Origin of the sequence: Tautonia sp. JC769 (genome assembly GCF_040717455.1) — a bacterium.
Classification (GTDB): domain Bacteria; phylum Planctomycetota; class Planctomycetia; order Isosphaerales; family Isosphaeraceae; genus Tautonia.
Window position 1 is genome coordinate 23,243 of sequence record NZ_JBFEFH010000019.1, and the last position, 18,352, is coordinate 41,594.

At 70.4% G+C, this 18,352-nt stretch carries 10 protein-coding genes; 5 read left to right on the forward strand and 5 right to left on the reverse strand.

Features of this window, described 5'->3' with window-relative positions:
- The 4 genes from AB1L88_RS17980 to AB1L88_RS17995 form a co-directional block, all read right to left on the reverse strand.
- Complete coding sequence (locus AB1L88_RS17980; RefSeq protein WP_367098063.1) at positions 1 to 3,615, reverse strand: c-type cytochrome domain-containing protein; 3,615 nt, start codon at positions 3,613 to 3,615, stop codon at positions 1 to 3.
- Between the two features lie 82 nt (positions 3,616 to 3,697).
- Positions 3,698 to 6,178: a DUF1553 domain-containing protein gene (locus tag AB1L88_RS17985; protein ID WP_367098064.1), complete on the reverse strand. Its 2,481-nt coding sequence runs from the start codon at positions 6,176 to 6,178 to the stop codon at positions 3,698 to 3,700.
- Between the two features lie 70 nt (positions 6,179 to 6,248).
- Complete coding sequence (locus AB1L88_RS17990) at positions 6,249 to 7,034, reverse strand: methyltransferase domain-containing protein (protein ID WP_367098065.1); 786 nt, start codon at positions 7,032 to 7,034, stop codon at positions 6,249 to 6,251.
- A 264-nt stretch (positions 7,035 to 7,298) separates the two neighbouring features.
- On the reverse strand, positions 7,299 to 8,675 hold the full coding sequence (locus AB1L88_RS17995; RefSeq protein WP_367098066.1) for a DUF1501 domain-containing protein: 1,377 nt from the start codon (positions 8,673 to 8,675) through the stop codon (positions 7,299 to 7,301).
- Positions 8,676 to 9,022: 347 nt separating this feature from the next.
- Here AB1L88_RS17995 and AB1L88_RS18000 point away from each other — a divergent pair, with 347 nt between their 5' ends.
- The 3 genes from AB1L88_RS18000 (at position 9,023) to aroC (ending at position 11,590) form a co-directional block, all read left to right on the forward strand.
- Positions 9,023 to 9,916: a phosphoribosylaminoimidazolesuccinocarboxamide synthase gene (locus AB1L88_RS18000; RefSeq protein ID WP_367098067.1), complete on the forward strand. Its 894-nt coding sequence runs from the start codon at positions 9,023 to 9,025 to the stop codon at positions 9,914 to 9,916.
- 70 nt (positions 9,917 to 9,986) lie between these two features.
- Positions 9,987 to 10,328 (forward strand): hypothetical protein, encoded by a 342-nt coding sequence (locus AB1L88_RS18005; RefSeq protein WP_367098068.1) that lies wholly within the window; start codon positions 9,987 to 9,989, stop codon positions 10,326 to 10,328.
- Positions 10,329 to 10,423: 95 nt separating this feature from the next.
- Complete coding sequence (gene aroC, locus AB1L88_RS18010; RefSeq protein WP_367098069.1) at positions 10,424 to 11,590, forward strand: chorismate synthase; 1,167 nt, start codon at positions 10,424 to 10,426, stop codon at positions 11,588 to 11,590.
- A 408-nt stretch (positions 11,591 to 11,998) separates the two neighbouring features.
- Here aroC and AB1L88_RS18015 read toward each other — a convergent pair whose 3' ends face one another.
- Complete coding sequence (locus AB1L88_RS18015; protein WP_367098070.1) at positions 11,999 to 12,604, reverse strand: DUF2239 family protein; 606 nt, start codon at positions 12,602 to 12,604, stop codon at positions 11,999 to 12,001.
- A 1,485-nt stretch (positions 12,605 to 14,089) separates the two neighbouring features.
- Between AB1L88_RS18015 and AB1L88_RS18020 the strand changes: the two genes are divergently transcribed.
- Together AB1L88_RS18020 and AB1L88_RS18025 are read left to right on the forward strand one after the other, a co-directional pair.
- Positions 14,090 to 16,609, forward strand: a complete 2,520-nt coding sequence (locus AB1L88_RS18020) for a PSD1 and planctomycete cytochrome C domain-containing protein (protein ID WP_367098071.1) — start codon at positions 14,090 to 14,092, stop codon at positions 16,607 to 16,609.
- A 97-nt stretch (positions 16,610 to 16,706) separates the two neighbouring features.
- Positions 16,707 to 18,173, forward strand: coding sequence for a DUF1501 domain-containing protein (locus AB1L88_RS18025; protein WP_367098072.1), 1,467 nt, complete (start codon positions 16,707 to 16,709; stop codon positions 18,171 to 18,173).
- Positions 18,174 to 18,352 lie beyond the last annotated feature (179 nt).

An 18,352-nucleotide genomic window follows, 5' to 3' on the forward strand; every position in this document is an offset into this window, starting at 1 on the left:
TCAGGGCCGACCCCCGCCCGCGATCACCAGCGTGATCGGCGGGGTGCTGTGGTCGGTCCCGGCCGCCTCCACCTTGCCGACCCCGAAGAACGGACGCTCGGTCGGCGCCACCCACGGCTCGGCATACAGGACGACCGTCCGCTCGGCCTGAGACTCGGTGATCAGGACCCCGTTCAGGCCGACATCGAGCACCCGGACCCCATGCGGCAGGTTCCTCACGTCGATCGGCACCCGGCCCGAGAAGGCCGCCGAACGATCCACCCGGAACGTCAGCTCGGCGTGCTCCCCGGGGCGGAGCACCACCCGGTCCCGGTCGGTCGAGACCCGCAGGTCGGGCGTCGGGGTCACGGTGATCCAGCTCGAGCGACCGCCCCCGGGCCGGATCTCGTGCCGGATGGTCTCGCCGGCCGACCCGCCCTCCCTCGCGGCCTCGGCCACCACGCGCCACGGGGTCGAGGAGAAGGTCGGGGCGTCCTCGTCGGCCATCAGCAGCAGGTCGGCGGACCCGTGCCCCGCCTCCACCCGGGCCGAGGTCGCCCGGATGCCCGGCGGGAGCCCCTCCACCCTCAGGTCGATCGGCGCCTCGAACCCGTCGATCCGATCCACGGATGCCGAGACGACGGCGGCCCCTCCCCGGGGGATGTCCGGCCGCTCGGTGCCCAGGCTCAGGGCGAAATCCGGGCGCGGCTCGCGGACGACCAGATGATACCCGAACCCGGGCCCGCCCAGCCCCCGAGCGTCCCCCACCCGGATCAGGTAAGTCCCGTCGTGCGGCGGGTCGAAGCGAAGCGAGGCATCCTTGCCCAGGCCGGTCGCGTCGTCGTTGCGGTGCACGAGCGTCACCGGCGCGGCCCCCCCCGGGGGGAACGTGGTGCCGGGCGGGTGGATCTCGACCTTGTCGATGGGTTGATCCTGCGGGTGCTGCTCCGGGGTGGTCCCGAGGTAGGCCCTGCGCCGACCCCCCGACGACCAGAAGACCGCGTCGTCGTCCGGGTTGCGCGGCAGGGCGAACAGTCGGGTCAGCTCGCGACCGATCAGCAAATAATCATCCTGGGCCAGCTCGTCCCACTGGGTGAGGCGGATGCGGTCGAGCGTCGCGTCGTGGTCGCGGAAGGCCACCGACGACCGGGCGACCGGGCGAAGCACCGCCAGCGGGACCGGGGCGCCCTCGGCGTCGAGGATCTCGACCACCGGGTCGATCTCCGTCCCCAGGCGGTGCCCGAAGACCTCGACGATCAAGGGGTGCCCCGCCTTTGCGGAGATCTTCACATGATCACGATCCCCGTCGCGGTCGATCCGGCCGGACACGCCCCCGGGCACGGCCAGTCCCGGTCCGCTCGCCGGCTCGTCGTTCGGCTCGACCTCCACCGCCTGCGGGCCTTCGGCCACGACGACCTTCGCCCGACCTTCGGCCGGCCTCCCTCCCCGGTCGGTCGCCGGGACGTCCAGCAATGTCCCCGGCTCCCCCGCCGTCGTCGGGGCCGAGACGCTCACGACCGACGACCCCAGGTTCGCCCCGGAAACGCCCAGCTCCGCCGAGCCTCCCCGGGCCACCCCCAGCGGGAACACGCCGTCAATCCGGGGAATTTCACCGATCTCGATGCGATAAAAATGATTGCCCGAGCCGTTGAACTGGCGGTCCGCGATCCTGAGCGTCAGCTCCCCGTCCCGGTCGGCCCGATGCGTCACGACCGATCGACCCGAACCGACCACAACCCCCGCGTCGTCCCGCAGCTCGAGCACCGGGTCGAGGGCCGAACCGAGTGACCCCCCGCGATCGGCGCAGACGATCGTCTCGCCCCGCGCCACCGGGAACCGGGCATGATCCACGTCCCCCGGGGCCTCGATCGCCCCCGCCAGGGTCGTCGGCCAGCCGACCGGCGTCGCCTGCTCGACCGACCCGTTCGGCTCCTCCTCCGCGCGTTCCGGGGCCTCGTAGACCGCGAACCCCTGCGCCGCGGGCACCCCGAGCGGCGTCTGCACGCGAAGCAGGTGACGACCGATCGGCGCGTCCTCGGCAATCGACACCTTGATCCGAAGCCGGTCCGGGTCGGGCGACGCGCTCGGCTCGATGGCCGCCCCCAACCGGGGGTCGTCGAACGCGACCGCATTGGCCAGCCCGACCCCCGCTCCCCCCAGTTCGACCACCACGGTCCGGCCTCGCTCCGCCCCCCTCGGGCTGGGAGGCCCCAGCGAGGGACGACGCACCAGTTCCGGCGCCGCCGCCCCCGGTTCCTCCGCGGCCGTCGACGGGTCCTCGGCGGCGCCCGCAGGGTCGAGCAGGGTCAACCCGCCTCCCCCTCGCGCGTCGGCCCCGGGCGACCCGGGCAGGAGCACCAACGCCCCGTCATATCGCCCGAGCGCGATGGGCGAGCCCGACGGATGCACGGCCGCCGCCAGGGGCCAGTCGGGCTGCCTCGGCCAGGCGGCGACCGGCGCCAGATCCGGCAACGACCACCGCTTCACCGCCCCGTCCTCCCCCGTCGAGAGCAGCGACGCCCCCTTCGGATCGACCAGCAGATCCAGCACCGCCCCGTCGTGGGCGATGGCCGACCGGTCGAGCGTCCCCGAGTCTCCCGACAGCCTCCAGCGGCGGATCGTCCGATCCGCCCCCCCGGCCAGCACGGTCGACCCCTCGTCGGCGAACGCCACGGCGTACAGCTCCTCGGTCGCATCGCCGAGCGATTCCAGGCGGCGGCCGGTCGCCGCCTCCCAGATCTTGACGGTCCGGTCCCCCGAGGCCGACGCCAGCCTCTCCCCTCCCGGCGCGAAGGCCACCGCGTAGACCGCGTCGGTGTGCTCCTTGAGCGTGCGGATCGCCGCGCCGGAATCCAGGTCCCAGAGCATGACCATCCGGTCATAACTCGCCGTCGCCAGGGTCGCACCGTCCGGGGCGAGGTCGGCCGAGAGGATCGTGTCGGCGTGCCCGCCCCACGACCGAAGCCGTTCCCCCGACTCCGCGTCCCAGACCGCGATCGAGCCGAGCAACCCCGGCCGGCCGCCCGCGGCCACCAGCCGTCGGCCATCCGGCGAGAAGACCAATGCATTGATCTCCCCCTCGTGCCCCTCGAGCAAGTGAGTCGGGTCGCCGCAGTCCTCGTCGAACAGGAAGATCTCCGACCCCCTCGCCGCCGCCAGACGGGCGCCGTCCCTTGAGAAGGCGACGGCCGAGACCGGGTCGGCCACCTCCGCCGTCACCTCCACCCGGGGCAGCCTCGCCAGCGGGTCGACCAGTGATGAGAGCGGCATATCCTCCGATTCCCCGTCGAAGTCGGCCCCTTCCGCCACCCATCGCGCAATCAGGTCAATCTCCGATCCCGTCAACGGATCTTGATCCAAGGGCATCCTGATGGCCGCCTCCGGCTTCAGGACCGCGACCAGGTGGCTCGCCTCCGGCTCCCCCGGCAGGAGGATGAGATCCCCCTCGATCGCCCCGCCCTCCCGGAGCCTGGCGAACGTGCTCATGTCCAGGCCGCCTTGCGCATCACCTTCCCGATGGCATCCCAGGCACCGGGAGACCAGGATGGGCGCAATCTGCTCGCGAAACCGAACCGGTTCCCCATCACTCGCCAGGGCGATCCACGGCAGGGCGGCAAGGCATTGCAGCAGAGTCATCTCGCGCAGATCTCCTGGGGGGGCCGCCCCGCCGTCGGGCCTATTGGGCCGTGTGGCCGGATCTCATCCGGGCCGGCGGCCATCAGTGGTTGAACAGGAATTCATTGCCGGTCATCGTCGCCCAATAGAGATCCTCGAGCACCTGTCGCCTCAGGACGGCCCGCTCCTCGTCGGTTTCCGCCCCGGCCACGGCCTCGTCCAACGCCGAGACGATCCGGGCCGACTCGGCCCCCGTCGGCGGCCGAGCAAGCGCCTTCTTGAACAGATGATCGACCGTCTCCGCGAACGGTTCCCCCGACGCCGCCGCCCGGGCGACCGCCGAATCCTCGCGGCGCAGCTTCTCGTTCAGGGTGCTGCCGTTGGCCAGGTGAAGCGCCTGGGCGAGCGACGGCTCCGACGATCGCTCGCACGAGCACGTGTCGTTCCGTTCGGGGCGGCCGAACGCGTCCAGGAACGTGCTCGCCACCTCGACGTCGGGCAGCTGCACGCTCCGCCAGCCGGCCGGATACCCCGGGAATTCGGTCGGCACGCCGGTCACCTGGGCCATCACGTCCATCAATACCTCGGCCGGCAGGCGTCGCGGGACGTACCGGCTGAGGAACTTCGAGTCCCCCTCGTTCCCCGGCACCGGCGCGGCCGACCGCTGATAGGCGGCCGAGGTCATGATCGTCCGGATCAGGTGGCGGACGTCGTAGCCGTGCCCCTTGAAGTCCTCGACGAGCCAGGCCATCAGCTTCCGGTCGCTCGGCGGGTTGGTCGCACGCAGGTCGTCCTCGGGGTCGACCAGCCCCCGGGCGAAGAAGTTCGCCCAGACCCGGTTGACGATCGCCGCCGCGAAGTACGGATTCTCGGGCGATTCGAGCCAATCGGCCAGCGCCTCGCGGCGATCCCCGGGCGATTCCAGCGGCATCGCCTCGGCATCCAGCGGCTGCGGAGCCATCGGGGCGCCCCGCCTCGGGTGCAGGATGTCCCCCTCCGACGCCGGGATGATTTCCACATCCCCCTGCGCGGCCCCGCGATCCCCGTCCTTCAGCTTCACCCGCCCGAACAGGTTCGCGAACCCGTAATACTGGTCCTGGGTCCACTTCTCCAGCGGGTGATTGTGGCACCGCGCGCAGGTCATCGCCAGCCCCAGGAACGCCATGCTCGCGTTCTCGGTCAGCTCGATCGGGTCGCGGTGGATCACGAAGTAATTGCCCGCCCCGTCGTCCAGGGTGCTCCCCTTGGCGGTCAGAATCTCCCTCGTGAATTCATTCCAGGGCCGATTCTCGGCCACGCTCTCCCGGATGAACCGGGAAAAACTCCACATCGCCGGCTTCGCTAAATTTCGAGACGACACGAGCAAGAGGTCCGACCACTTGTAGGTCCAGTAATCGACGAATGCCTCGCTGTCCAGGAGTTGATCGACGAGCTTCGCCCGCTTCTCCGGGTCCTCATCCGCCAGGAATGCCTCGACCTCGTCCACCCCCGGCAAAGTCCCGGTCGCGTCCAGGTACGCCCGGCGCAGGAAGGTCGCGTCGTCGCTCGGGGGAGACGGGGGAATGTTCAGCGATTGCAGTTTTTCCAGGTTGATCGCATCAATCTCATTGAATCTCGGGGCCGATGCAAACACCCCCCGGTCGATCGTTTGATCGTAGGGGACCGTCACCGTCGTCAGGTCGACCTGGCTGTCGAACCAGACCGTGATCGCCCCCTCGCCCGCCCCGACCACCGTCAGGCGGCCCGATTCATCGACCGTGGCCACGGTCTCGTCGGTCGTGCCGAACTTGGCCCAGCGGGTCACGTCGGCCGCCCTCCCGTCGGCGTAGGTCGCCCTCACGAGCAGTTGCTGCGACTGCCCCGGCGCGAGCAGGACGGCCGGGGGCATCACCTCCACCCGGTCGATCCGGGCGTCCCCCTCGCCCGGGCCCGGCATCCCCGCGCCGATCCATTCGGCGATGATCCGATACTCGCGCGAGTCCGGGTCGATCCGAGGCCCGCCCCCGTGCTCCACCACGCCGGTCGCCTTCAAAAGCATCAGGCTCTCGCTCGGCGCGGTCTTGTTGATGCGGCGGGCCATCGCCTGCCGCGTCAGGGCGTCGTAATCGGCCTCCGGCCCGTAGCCGCGCAGGGTCAGCCGCAAGCCGTTCTTCCCCGCCGCCGCGCCGTGGCACGACCCCTGGTTGCACCCGGCCTTGGTCAGGACGGGCAGGACGTGGTTGCGGAAGCTCCACGGCTCGACGCGGCCCGAGTCGCGGACCCGCACCGGGGCCGAGACCGACCGATCCCCCCACCGGGCCGTCAGGGTCGTCTCGCCGTCGCCCACCGGCTCGACCGTCCCATCGGCCGAGACGGTCGCGATGTTCGGGTTGCTGACCGAGAACGAGACCGGCCCGCCCGGCTCGCCCACGGCCACCCCCTGCGCATTGACCCGCCCCAGGAGGATCCGCTGCGAGGCCCTCGGCCCGTCGAGCCGGACCGACTCGGGCACGAGCACCAGCCCCTCGTCGGCCCCCGCCGCCGCCCCGAAACTGGCCATCACCAGGGCCGCCGCCGTCCCGAAGCGTAGCGCGATTCTCATCATGCGTGGGTCTCGTCGAGAAGAGGGGCGGGACAGGGGAGCCGCCCTGTCCCGAAGCATCAGTCAGTCAAGGTTATCGTCCGCTCTTGATCCCTCGGGCCGTGGCGCGCCAGCACTCGATCCGGATGCGGCCGTCGGGCTGCTCCTGGGGCCGGAAGCCGTGGGTCGGCGGGCCGGAGAGCACGACCTGGCGGACGAACTCCTTCTCCCGCTGCGGCGAGCCCCGGTCGAACCACTCGTCGAAGTCCAGCACGAACGTCTCCTCGAGCAGGTGCACCGACTCCATGCCCGAGACCGTCAGCAGGTCGGCCAGCTCTCCCGGGGTCGCGTGCGACGTGTGCGAATGGTCCCGCAGCCGCTCGACCCCCTGGTGCCACGACCTCGATTCCGGCGCCGGGTCGGTCGTCTGGTCGCTCAGGACCAGCACGCCACCGGACCGGAGCAGCGACCCCTGGCGCGCGACGAACAGCATCGGGTCATGGATATGATGCAGCACATAACGCGACAGGCATGCGTCGAACGGCGCGAACTCGGCCGGCTCGGGGTCCTGGAGCGACCCGACGAGGAACAGCACCCGGTCGCCGAAGCGTTCGCAGCGGCGGCGGGCGCGGGCGATCATCTCGTTCGACAGATCGATGCCGACCACGCTGTGGCCGGCCTCCAGCAGGGCCTCGGCCACCAGGCCGGGGCCGCATCCCACGTCGAGCACCAGGCTTTCCGGCTCCAGTTCGGCCACCTCCAGCAGCCGGGCGATGGCGGTCGGATCGGTCTGAACCGGGGCCCGTTCAAACTGATCCGCCTGAGCATCGAACGCGGAGGCAACGGCCCGATCGTGGGAAGAGGGCGCGGATCGGCTCATATGCGGAGTGTGCTCGCTCGGTCAAGGGTCGGCGGGGCCAGCCGGGGAGAGGAGCGGTCGTCAAGGCCCTGCCGATCGGTTTCAAGGCCGGGTACATTGGGTCACACGCAGTTCAGTTCGGTCCCGTCCGGTCCGGTCGAGGCACCCCGAACCGAACCGATCCAGGGGACGCGGGGGGTGGGGCGAGCCATTTGCATTGCCTCGCCCCACCGCATCCCCCCTTCCCCGGCCAAGGGGCCAGGGTGACATCGCGACGCGCAGGCATCAGAACAACGGCAGGATCGGCTCGACGCCGTGATCGACCACCCGGAGCGGCCTCCCCTGCGGGCCGGGCAGCTCGGTGTCGAGATCGATCCCGAGACCGTGATAGACGGTCGCGGCGATCTCGGCCGTCGAAACCGGCAAGTCCCTCGGCGAGTGGCCGATCTCGTCCGACGCCCCCACCACGTTCCCGCCCCGGATCGGCCCGCCCGCAAACAGGACCGTCCAGCAGGCCGGGTGGTGGTCGCGGCCGCCCGCCGGGTTGATCTTCGGCGTCCGGCCGAACTCGCCGAACGCGAGGATCATGGTGTTCTCCAGCATCCCCCGCTCGTACAGGTCGGTCAGCAGGGCCGTGTACGCCGTGTCGAAGTTCGGGCCGATCTCGTTCTGGTACGACTCGATCGCGCTGAACGGCGACGAGCCGTGGATGTCCCACGTCACCTCGTTGAAGACCGTCTCGAACATGTTGACGGTCACGAACCGCACACCCCGCTCGACCAGGCGACGGGCCATCAGGCAGCTCTGGCCGAACCGGGTCCGGCCGTACCGGTCGCGCATGTCGTCGGGCTCGGCGTCGAGGGCGAACGCCTCCCTCGCCTCGGCGCTCGACATCAGGGCATAGGCCCTCTGGAAATTCTCGTCGACCAGGCGGGCGTCTTCCGACCCCTCGAAGTCTCGGACGGCGCCGTCGATGGCGTCGCGGAAGGACCGTCGGCGCGATTCCCGGACCTCGGTCACGTACTCAGGCGGCAGGAGATCCGGCACCTTGAAGTCCGGAGCGTTCGGGTCGGCCCCGAGCACGAACGGGTCGTAGCTCTTGCCCAGGAACCCGGCGTCCTGCCCGTGCGGCATGTTGCCGCCGGTGTTGCCGATCGGCCGGGGCAGCAGGACGTGCGGCGGCACGTCACCCCGAGGGCCCTTGAGGTACGAGAGGACCGAACCCAGGTGCGGGTACTTGATCGCGCCGTTGCCGAACAGGCGGCCGGTCTGCATCATCTGGTGGCCGGTGTCGTGCACGGCGGTCGCCGTGTGATAGGCCGACCGCACCAGGGCCACCTTGTCCATGTTGGCGGCCAGCTTCGGGAAGATCTCGCTGATCTGGATGCCGGGCACGTTGGTGTCGATCGGCCGGAAGGGGCCCCGGATCTCGCTCGGGGCGTCGGGCTTCATGTCCCACGTGTCGAGCTGGCTCGGCCCGCCGACCAGGAAGAGCATGATGCAGTTCATGTCCTGGTCACGCCTGACCGCGCCCTGGGCCTCCAGCGCGTGCAAGCCGGGCAATGAGAGCCCCAGGGCCGCGAGCGATCCGGCGTGCAGGAAATCCCGACGGGTCAGTCCGTCGCAGAAATGGGCCGGTTTGCGAGCATCGAGCCGATACATGGCAGAGACCTCAACTCCGGTTCGGGACGTCGTCGGGGAGAGCGTGCACGACGATGCGGCGTGGGACGGCTTCACGAGTGTTCCAGGCTATCGTACCGGCAAGGGCGGGTCAAACCTCGAGGGCTGCCCTCGCCCGGCGCAATCCGCCCTCCCCGGCTGCAAGGAAAACGTCGGCTGCAAGGCGGCCCGCCCTCCCCGGGCCGGCCCGGGCGATCCCCGCGCCGGGCCGACCGGGGCGGCCCGACGGCTCGGGTTGTCCGGGGGCGCGCCGATGCGATAAGGTGGACCGTACAAGTTCCGTTCCACGGGCCATCATCGAGACGGATCCGGACAGGGAGTGTGTTGACGTGTCGGCTTTGCTCGAATCGAATCTCGAGGGCTTCCCGAAGCGATCGGGGAAGGTCCGCGACGTGTACGACCTGGGCGACCGCCTCCTGGTCGTCGCCACCGACCGCATCAGTGCGTACGACTGGGTCTTGCCGAACGGGATTCCCGACAAGGGCCGCATCCTGACCGCGCTGTCCGCCTTCTGGTTCGATCGGCTCGACACGCAGAACCACTTCATCTCGACCGACCTCGACGCCGCCGGACTCGACCTCTCCGACGAGGATCGCTCGCAGCTCGAAGGCCGCGTCATGCTCGTCCGCAAGGCCGAGGTCATCCCGTTTGAGTGCGTCGTCCGCGGCTATCTCTTCGGCAGCGCCTGGCGCGAGTACCGCACCAGGGGGACCGTCTGCGGCGAACGCCTGCCGACCAGCCTGGTCGAGGCCGTCAAGCTCGACCCCCCCCTGTTCACCCCCGCCACCAAGGCCGACGAGGGGCACGACGAGAACGTCAGCTTCGAGGAACTCTCGGCCGACCTCGGCCCCGAGCTGGCCGATGCGCTCCGCGACCGCAGCATCCGGATCTACCGCCGGGCGGCCGAACACGCTTCCTCCGTCAACCTGATCCTCGCCGACACCAAGTTCGAGTTCGGCCGAGCCGCAACGAGCGGCGAGATCATCCTCATCGACGAGGTCCTGACCCCCGACAGCTCGCGCTACTGGCCGCTCGACGCCTACAAGCCCGGCGTCGTCCCCCCCTCGTTCGACAAGCAATTCGTCCGCGACTGGCTCGACTCGACCGACTGGGACAAGCAGAGCGAGCCACCCCCCTTGCCCGACGCGATTGTCGAGCAGACCCGGGCCAAGTACATTCAAGCCTTCGAACTCTTGACCGGACAATCGTTCCCGGACGCCTGAGCGGGCGTCGTGCTCGCGGCCGGGCCGGGCGTCATCGCGCCGTCTCATTGGAATCGAAGAAGAGGGTCGGATGAGCCCCACGCTCCCCTTCTGGGTCGGCGCCCTCATCCTGATCCTCCCCGCGACCATCATGATCCTGGCCGTGATCAATGCCCTGCCGCCCTGGTTCGGGTCGCTCGTCTTCCTGATCCTCTTCGGCCTGCCCCTCCCGGCCGCCGCCTGGACCATCGGCAACGGCATCCAGGCCCTGCGCGACCGGCCGTCGGGCCAGGCCGACGCCCCCGATCGCCTCCGATCCTGGTGGACCGCCGCCAGTGCCCTGGCCTCGATCCTCCTCGCCCTGCTCGTGATGGCCGGGGCGATCCTCCTGCTCGCCTGGTTCGCGATCCGGCAGTTCACGGCGTCCCCCTGATCCCCCTCCCCCCCGGCGCCAGACCCCCGACGACTCCCAACGCCTCGACCCCGAACCCGATCGACCTCAAACCACCTACAAGGCCCGAAACCCCCATGCTCCGCTACCTGACGGCCGGTGAATCGCACGGACCGGCCCTGACGGCCATCGTCGAAGGCTTCCCCTCGGGCATCACCCTCGACGCCGAGTTCATCAACGTCGACCTCAAGCGCCGCCAGGGGGGGTACGGCCGGGGCAAGCGGCAGACCCTCGAGACCGACCGCGTCATCGTCGATTCCGGCACCTACCACGGCGTCACCACCGGCGGGCCGATCACGCTGCGCCTCATGAATAATGACGCGAAGCTCGAACGCCTGAAGGAACCCGCCGCCCCCCGGGGCGGCCACATCGACCTGGCCGGCTCGATCGCCTACCAGACCGGCATCCGCCAGGTCCTCGAACGGGCGAGTGCCCGCGAGACGGCCATGCGCGTCGCCGTCGGCGGCCTGGCCAAGCTCCTGCTCCGCGACCTCGGGATCGAGGTCTTCGGCTACGTCCGCGAGCTCGGCGGGATCGACGCCCCCCCCGTTTCGCTCGACCCGGCCCTCCGCGACGCCAGCCCCATCTACTCCTGCAACCCCGAGATCGACCCCGCCATCGTCGCCGCCATCGACGCCGCCCGCGAGGCCGGCGACACCCTCGGCGGCGTCGTCGAGGCCGTCGTCACCGGCTGCCCGATCGGCCTCGGCTCCCACGCCCAGTGGGACCGCAAGCTCGACGCCCGGCTCGCCCTGGCCGTCATGAGCATCCAGGCCATCAAGGCCGTCGAGATCGGCCTCGGCATCGAGGCCGCCCGCCGCCCCGGCTCGAAGGTCATGGACCCGATCCGCTTCGAGGCCGAGCACGACCCCTCCGACCGCCGCTTCGGCTTCCGCCGCCCCTCCAACAATGCCGGCGGCATCGAAGGGGGCACCACCAACGGCGAGCCGATCGTCGTCCGCGCCGCCAAGAAGCCCATCAGCACCCTCGCCGCCCGCGGCCCCTCGGTCAACATGGCCACCAAGGGGGAATCCCCCGCCAGCTACGAACGCTCCGACGTCTGCGCCGTCCCCGCCGCCAGCGTCATCCTCGAATCCGTCGTCGCCTTCGAGATCGCCTCCGCCGTCGTCGAGCGCTTCGTCGGCTCCAGCCTCGACGCCATCCGCGCCGCCCTGCTCGCCCTCCACGACCTCTCCCGCCGCCACCTCGACGAGTTCTGGTCGGCCCCCGACGCCCCTCGGTAAGTGGGCATCCTTAACCCATGCCCGCCGGTGTCCCGGCCCCAGTCGCCAGGAGCCGAGACCTGCCGGGTGCCATTCCCACGTCCTCGTGGGTATGACTCCGCGAGCCCCGCCCGCCCGGCGACCATGGCCACGCGGACGTGGCCAAGCCACCCGGCCGACGAACCTCAACCCTCGCCCCCGCTCGCGGGGGAGAGGGTGGCCGTCAGGCCGGGTGAGGGGGCCGACGGGAAGAACGCCACGCCCGGCGATCCGAACGAAGACCCCGCCCCCCGGCGGCGCAGCCGCAAGCGATCGAAGAAGGCCCCTGGCCATCCCCTGGCGACGGGCATCACCAGGGCACCTCGTAACGCGACGCGAGCGGATGATCACGGACATCGCCCGAGCTGCCCGCGTTCAACGTGTTTCGCCTCAATCCCCCGCCGATTCCACTTCGGCCCCCGCTCCCTCCCCGTCGACCCTGAACGGCTCCTCCACCAGCCGCTTCAGGTGGTCGCGAATATCCTCGGGCCACCCGTCGATGAGCCGATCGAAGCGCCCCCGATCCCGGGCGAACAACGCCCGAGACGCCTCCTGGAATCCCGGCAGGTTCCCCGCCATCGACCACATGAACGTGCTCGCGGCCTCCAGGGCCCTCCGCGTCTGTTCCGCGTGCGGTTCCCGTTTCCTCGCCTCGTCCACCAGGCGCCGCAGGGCGGCAGAGGCCCCGCTCGGCTGCCGTTCGAGCCAGTCCCAGTGCCTCGGCAGCAAGGTCACCTCCCGCGCGACCACCCCCAGCTTCGGCCGACCCGGCCCCTGCCGCCTCGACCCGGCCGCATCGGCCCGCGCCAAGACCTCCTCCGTCGTCCCCCGGAAGTCGAAGTCGACCTGCTTGCCGGTCTGATCCTCGAAGATCAAGACCGGCTTCGGATCGTCCCCGTCCAGATACGCCTTCGTCTCCCGCAGCATCGTCGCGCGATCGGCCGTCGTGATCCGCCTCTCCCCCGCGAACACCGTATACGAGCGTTCCTCGTCCATCCTCCCGACCCCCATCGAATAACACCCGGGTTTTTCTCGACGCTCCTGAATAATACCCGGATCATTTCTCTTGTCAATATTCCCCGGGCAAAATTCCTCCGTTCCCCACCCGATCGCCCGTCAACGGCCTCCCTCGAAGGGACGAATGTCAAGCCTTGTCGGGTCCGCTGTGCGGACCGAAGTGCTCACAGGATTGAAGGATCGGTCTGTCCCTGGGTGGCCCCGGTTGCTCGCCAACCGGGGCGGCATAGCCGCACGAGGCTGAGGGAGGTCCCCCCGAAACGGCTCCTCGCTTCGCGCATCCGATCGGCAAGCCTCCGAGGCGACTCGGGATGCATGACATTGAGGGTGGAGGCGGTACGGCGTTCGGCCGCCGAGCCAGACGGCTCCGTCTGATCCATCCCCCACGCATTGCCGGGCCATCCTGGGGAATTAGTGACTAAACCCCCCCGAATTCTCGATGATCTTGTCGAGGATCTCGCTCCCCGACGACCGACCGGCCCCGCTCCACCCCCGTCCGAGCGTCCCCTTCACCCGGTCACCATGATCGCGCTCCCGACCGACCCCCGCTCGCCCCTACCCCCGGCCGCGCCCGCCTCCCCGGCGTCCGCTCCCCTGTGCGCGGCCTCGCTCACCCCGATCCCCTCTCGGCGCGAAACAATCCCAATTCTGGGGACCATTCTGCTCGAACCGATCGCTGCGTGTCGCGTCGTTCGACCGGTTAAAAAATCCCCGCGCGAAACAAACCCAATTTTGACCGCAGAACCCCCGAAACGAATCGCTTTAATCGACCCAACCTTCTATCATTCCACGAGAAACGCCGAATCATCCCGGCGCACCCATGGCGCACCCGAGGGCGCACCGCCCGCGCACCGACCGGGAGAGCGCTCAATCCTCCCTCCCCCATTCTCCCCTGCCGATTCCCGATGCCCTGTTCCCGAAACGAACCGCTTTCATCGCCGCAACTCTCCATCAGGACACGAGAAGCGGATCGCCCCCCATGCGCACCGGCCGCGCACCGACCCGCGTACCCCGAGGCGCACCGACCTGCCATCCCGGCCCTTCCTCGCTCGACCAAACAAACCCATTTGCGGGCGTCGCTTCAACCTTTCCGAACCAATGAGCCCTCACGCCTCCTCAGGAGCACGATCCAGGCCCCGTCTCCCGAAACGACCGGGTGCTTTGTACGTAACCCTCATTCGGGAAACAGGTTCTGCTCTGATCCCCCGGCGCACCCGAGGGCGCACCGGTCGCGCACCGCTCGCCTCGCCGCATGGCGTGGCACTTCACGAGGTTCGGCGTCGCGTCTGTCCGGACATCCCCCCCGACCGACGGGCGAGCCTCGAGGCGACTGGCCAGGCACTTCAAAAAAAGTCGATGAAGAAACGATCGCATTGCGGCCACCGATCTGATACGCTCAACGGTTGTTTGATCGTCCCCCCCGAGGGCAACGAACCGCTCCCGATCCCAGCGAGGTGTTCGTCGATGACCAGGGCCCTCCTCTCCTCCGCCCGCCTCCCCGCACTCGGCTCGATCCTGACCCTCCTCTCGATCGGCCTGCTGCCCCCCGCCGCACAGGCCGATGAGGCCCCCGACCGCGAGGGGCTCCAGCTCTTCGAGTCCCGGGTCCGGCCGATCCTCATCGACCGCTGCCAGCGGTGCCACGGAGAGGAGAATCAGAAGGGGGATCTCCGGGTCGACTCCCTCGCCCACCTGCTCGGCGGCGGCCGGACCGGGCCGGCGGTCGTCCCGGGGGACCTGGTCGAGAGCCTCCTGGTCGAGGCCGTCCGCTACGAAGGCTTCGAGATGCCACCCGACGGCCAGCTCCCCGCCGAGGAGGTCGAGGCCCTCGTCCGGTGGGTCGAGCTGGGCGCCCCCTGGCCCGGCCAGGAGCACGCCGAGGCCATCCGCGAGACGCCCGGGACCTTCACCGACGCCGACCGCTCGTACTGGGCCCTCCAGCCGGTCGCCGAGGTCGAGGCCCCCGCCGTCAATGACTCCGGATGGGGCCGCAACCCGATCGACCGGTTCATCTTCGATCGCCTCGACGCCGCCGGCCTCTCCCCCGCCCCCGAGGCCGACCGCCGCACCCTCATCCGACGCGCCACCTTCGACCTCCACGGCCTGCCGCCGACCCCCGAGGAGGTCGACGCCTTCCTCGCCGACGACTCCCCCGACGCCTTCGACCGCCTCGTCGATCGCCTGCTCGACTCCCCCCGCTACGGCGAGCGCTGGGGCCGCCACTGGCTCGACCTCGTCCGCTTCGCCGAGTCCGACGGCTACCGGGCCGACGCCTACCGCCCCTTCGCCTGGCGCTACCGCGACTACGTCATCGACGCCTTCAACCGCGACCTGCCCTACGACCAGTTCGTCCGCGAGCAGATCGCCGGCGACGAACTCGACCCGGAGAGCCCCGTCGGCCGCGTCGCCACCGGCTACCTCCGGCTCTGGGTCTACGAGTCGAATCAGCGCGACGTGGAAGGCCAGTGGGACGGCATCCTCGACGACATCACCGACGTGACCGCCGACGCATTCCTCGGCCTCGGCATGGGTTGCGCCCGCTGCCACGACCACAAGTATGACCCGATCCTCCAGAAGGATTACTACCGGCTCCGCTCCTACTTCGCCGCCGTCGTCCCCCGGGACGACCTGAACGTCCTGCCCGACGCCCCCGCCACCGGCGAGGCCGAGCGCCGGGCCGCCTGGGAGGCCCTGACCGCCGCCACCCGCGCCGAGATCGCCGAGCTGGAGGCCCGCCACCGCGAGCGGGCCGCCCAGTCCGCCATCAAGCTCTTCCAGCCCCACATGCAGGACCTCATCCGGGAAGATCGCGACGCCCTCTCCCCCCGCGAGCAGCAGCTCGCCACCCTGGCCTTCCGCCAGGTCCTCATGGAGTACGACAAGGTCCCGAACCAGCTCAAGGACGAGAAGGCCCGCTGGGAAGAACTCGTCGCCGAATTGAAGCGGTTCGACGCGATCCGACCCGCCGGGGCCAACGTCGACACGATCGCCGACGTCGGCCCGGTCCCCCCGCCGACGCTCATCCCCGGCGACCGCTCCGGCGAGGACGTCGCCCCCGGCATCCTCTCGATCCTCGACCCCGAACCGGCCGACATCGCCCCGCCCCCCGGCTGGCCCGACTCGACCGGCCGTCGCACCGCCCTCGCCTCCTGGCTGACCGACCCGGGCAACCCGCTCGTCCCCCGGGTGATGGTCAACCGCCTCTGGCAGTACCACTTCGGCAAGGGGATTGTCGCCACCAGCAGCGACTTCGGCCGCCTGGGAGAGGAGCCGTCCCACCCCGAATTGCTCGACTGGCTCGCCTCGACCTTCATCGACGAAGGGTGGAGCCTCAAGTCGTTGCACCGCATGATGATGACGTCGAGCACCTACCGCCAGGCGTCCTCCCGCGACGACCTCGAATCGTGCCAGGCCGTCGATTCCGAGAACACCCTGCTCTGGCGGATGCCCCCCCATCGCCTGGAGGCCGAGCCGATCCGGGATGCCATGCTCGCCGTCAGCGGCGAGCTGGATCTCGACCTCGGCGGGCCCAGCGTCCCGGCCGACCAGCCCCGACGTTCCATCTACACCAAATTCATCCGCAACACGAAGGACCCCGTGCTCGGGGCCTTCGACATCGCCGACGGCTACCTCAGCACCGCCCAGCGGAACGTGACGACCGCCCCCACCCAGTCGCTCATGATGATCAACGGCGCCTGGACCCTGAAGCGCGCCGAGGCGTTCGCTAGCCGCCTGCTCGACGCGCCGGACCCGACCGACGCCGCGCGGGTCCGCCGCGCCTTCCGCCTCGCCTACGCCCGGTCGCCCGACTCCGACGAGGTCGCCGCCGCCCTGGCCTTCCTCCGCGGGCCGGGTGCCGAAGACGACCTGGTCGCCGCCGACCTCTCGTGCGACGGCGGCAGCGAGGCCCCGGCCGACCGCGCCGCCTGGGTCGACTTCTGCCACGTCCTGCTCAACGCCAACGAGTTCCTCTACGTCGACTGACCCAAGACACGGGCACCCCGCCGGATCGGCCCCGCTCCCGGCCGGTCCCGATCGGGACGCCCCGAGACTCCTCCCCGCCGAGCCGAGAGGTCGACCCATGCCCCGCCCCTCCGAATCGCAGCCGAGTCCGATCCCGCACCGGATCAACGCCCTCTCCCGCCGCGACATGCTCCTCCGCGGCGGGGCCGGATTCGGGGCCCTGGGCCTGTCCTACCTGCTCGGCGGTGCGTCGGCCTCGGCCCGGGGCGACGGCCCGACCCTCCTGCCCGACGCCTCGGCCTGGAAGCGGCCCGACGGCGGCGCCAAGAGCGTCATCTTCCTCTTCATGGAAGGCGGCCCGAGCCAGATCGACACCTTTGACCCCAAGCCGGAGGTCAACCGCTTCGCCGGCCAGCCCCTGCCGTCGAGCATCAAGCGGGTCATCCTGCCGATGGGCGAGATGGAATCCCCCCTGCTCGCCTCGCATCGCACGTGGTCGCGCCGGGGCGAATGCGGCATGTGGGTCTCCGACTGGCTGCCGCACATCGGCGAGTGTGCCGACGACCTGGTCGTCGTCCGCTCCTGCATCTCCGACGGCCTGAACCACGTCAACGGCGTCTGCCAGATGAACACCGGCTCGATCCGGGGGGGCCGCCCCTCGCTCGGGAGCTGGGTGACCTACGGGCTCGGGACCGAGAACGAGAACCTCCCCTCCTACGTCGTCCTCCAGGACAACGAGCGGGCCACCGTCGCCGGCGGCCCGCGCAACTGGGGGGCCGGGTTCATGCCCGCCGTCTACCAGGGGACGAAGCTCGCCTCCGGCGACGAGCCGATCCCCGACCTCCTCCCGCCCGACGGCATCGACGACGCCCGCCAGCGCCGGAAGCTCGCCCTGCTCGACCGGTACAACCGCAGCCACGCCCTCGACCGGCCCGACCAGTCGGAGCTGGACGCCCGGATCGCCTCCTACGAGCTCGCCTTCCGGATGCAGGCCGAGGCCCCCGAGGCGGTCGACATCGACTCCGAGGCCGAGGAGACCAAACGCCTCTACGGCCTCGACCGCGAGGAGACCGCCACCTTCGGCCGCAACTGCCTGCTCGCCCGCCGCCTGGTCGAGCGCGGGGTCCGCTTCATCCAGCTCTACCACGGGGCCGGCAGCAAGTGGGACGCCCACACGAGCATCGAGAAGAACCACACCGAGAACTGCCGGTCGATGGATTACCCCGTCGCCGGCCTGATCAAGGACCTCAAGCGCCGGGGCCTGCTCGACTCGACCCTGGTCGTCTGGGGCGGCGAGTTCGGCCGCACCCCGATGTCCGAGAAGGGGGACGGCCGCGACCACAACCCCTACGGCTTCACCATGTTCATGGCCGGGGCCGGCCTGCAGGGCGGCCGCGTCATCGGCGAGACGGATGACTTCGGCCTGCACGCGATCGAGGACCGCATCCACGTCCACGACCTGCACGCCACGATCCTGCACCTGATGGGCCTCGACCCCGACCGCCTCGTCTTCCTGCACAAGGGCCGGCCCGAGCGCGCCACCCTGAATGAGGGGGTCGTCGCCGACCGGGTCGTCGTCGGCTGACTCGACCTCCCGCTTCATCCCGCGGCCCTTCACGACCCCGGACTCTCCGCCGCCTCCTGCAGGAGGGGGCTCCGGCCCCCGATCCGATCGTCGCGAGGTGCCTCCCGGGAATCCCCGCCAAGCTCGCCCGGCCTGAGACGCGAACAGGCCCCGCCAATCGTTCGGATTGGCGGGGCCTG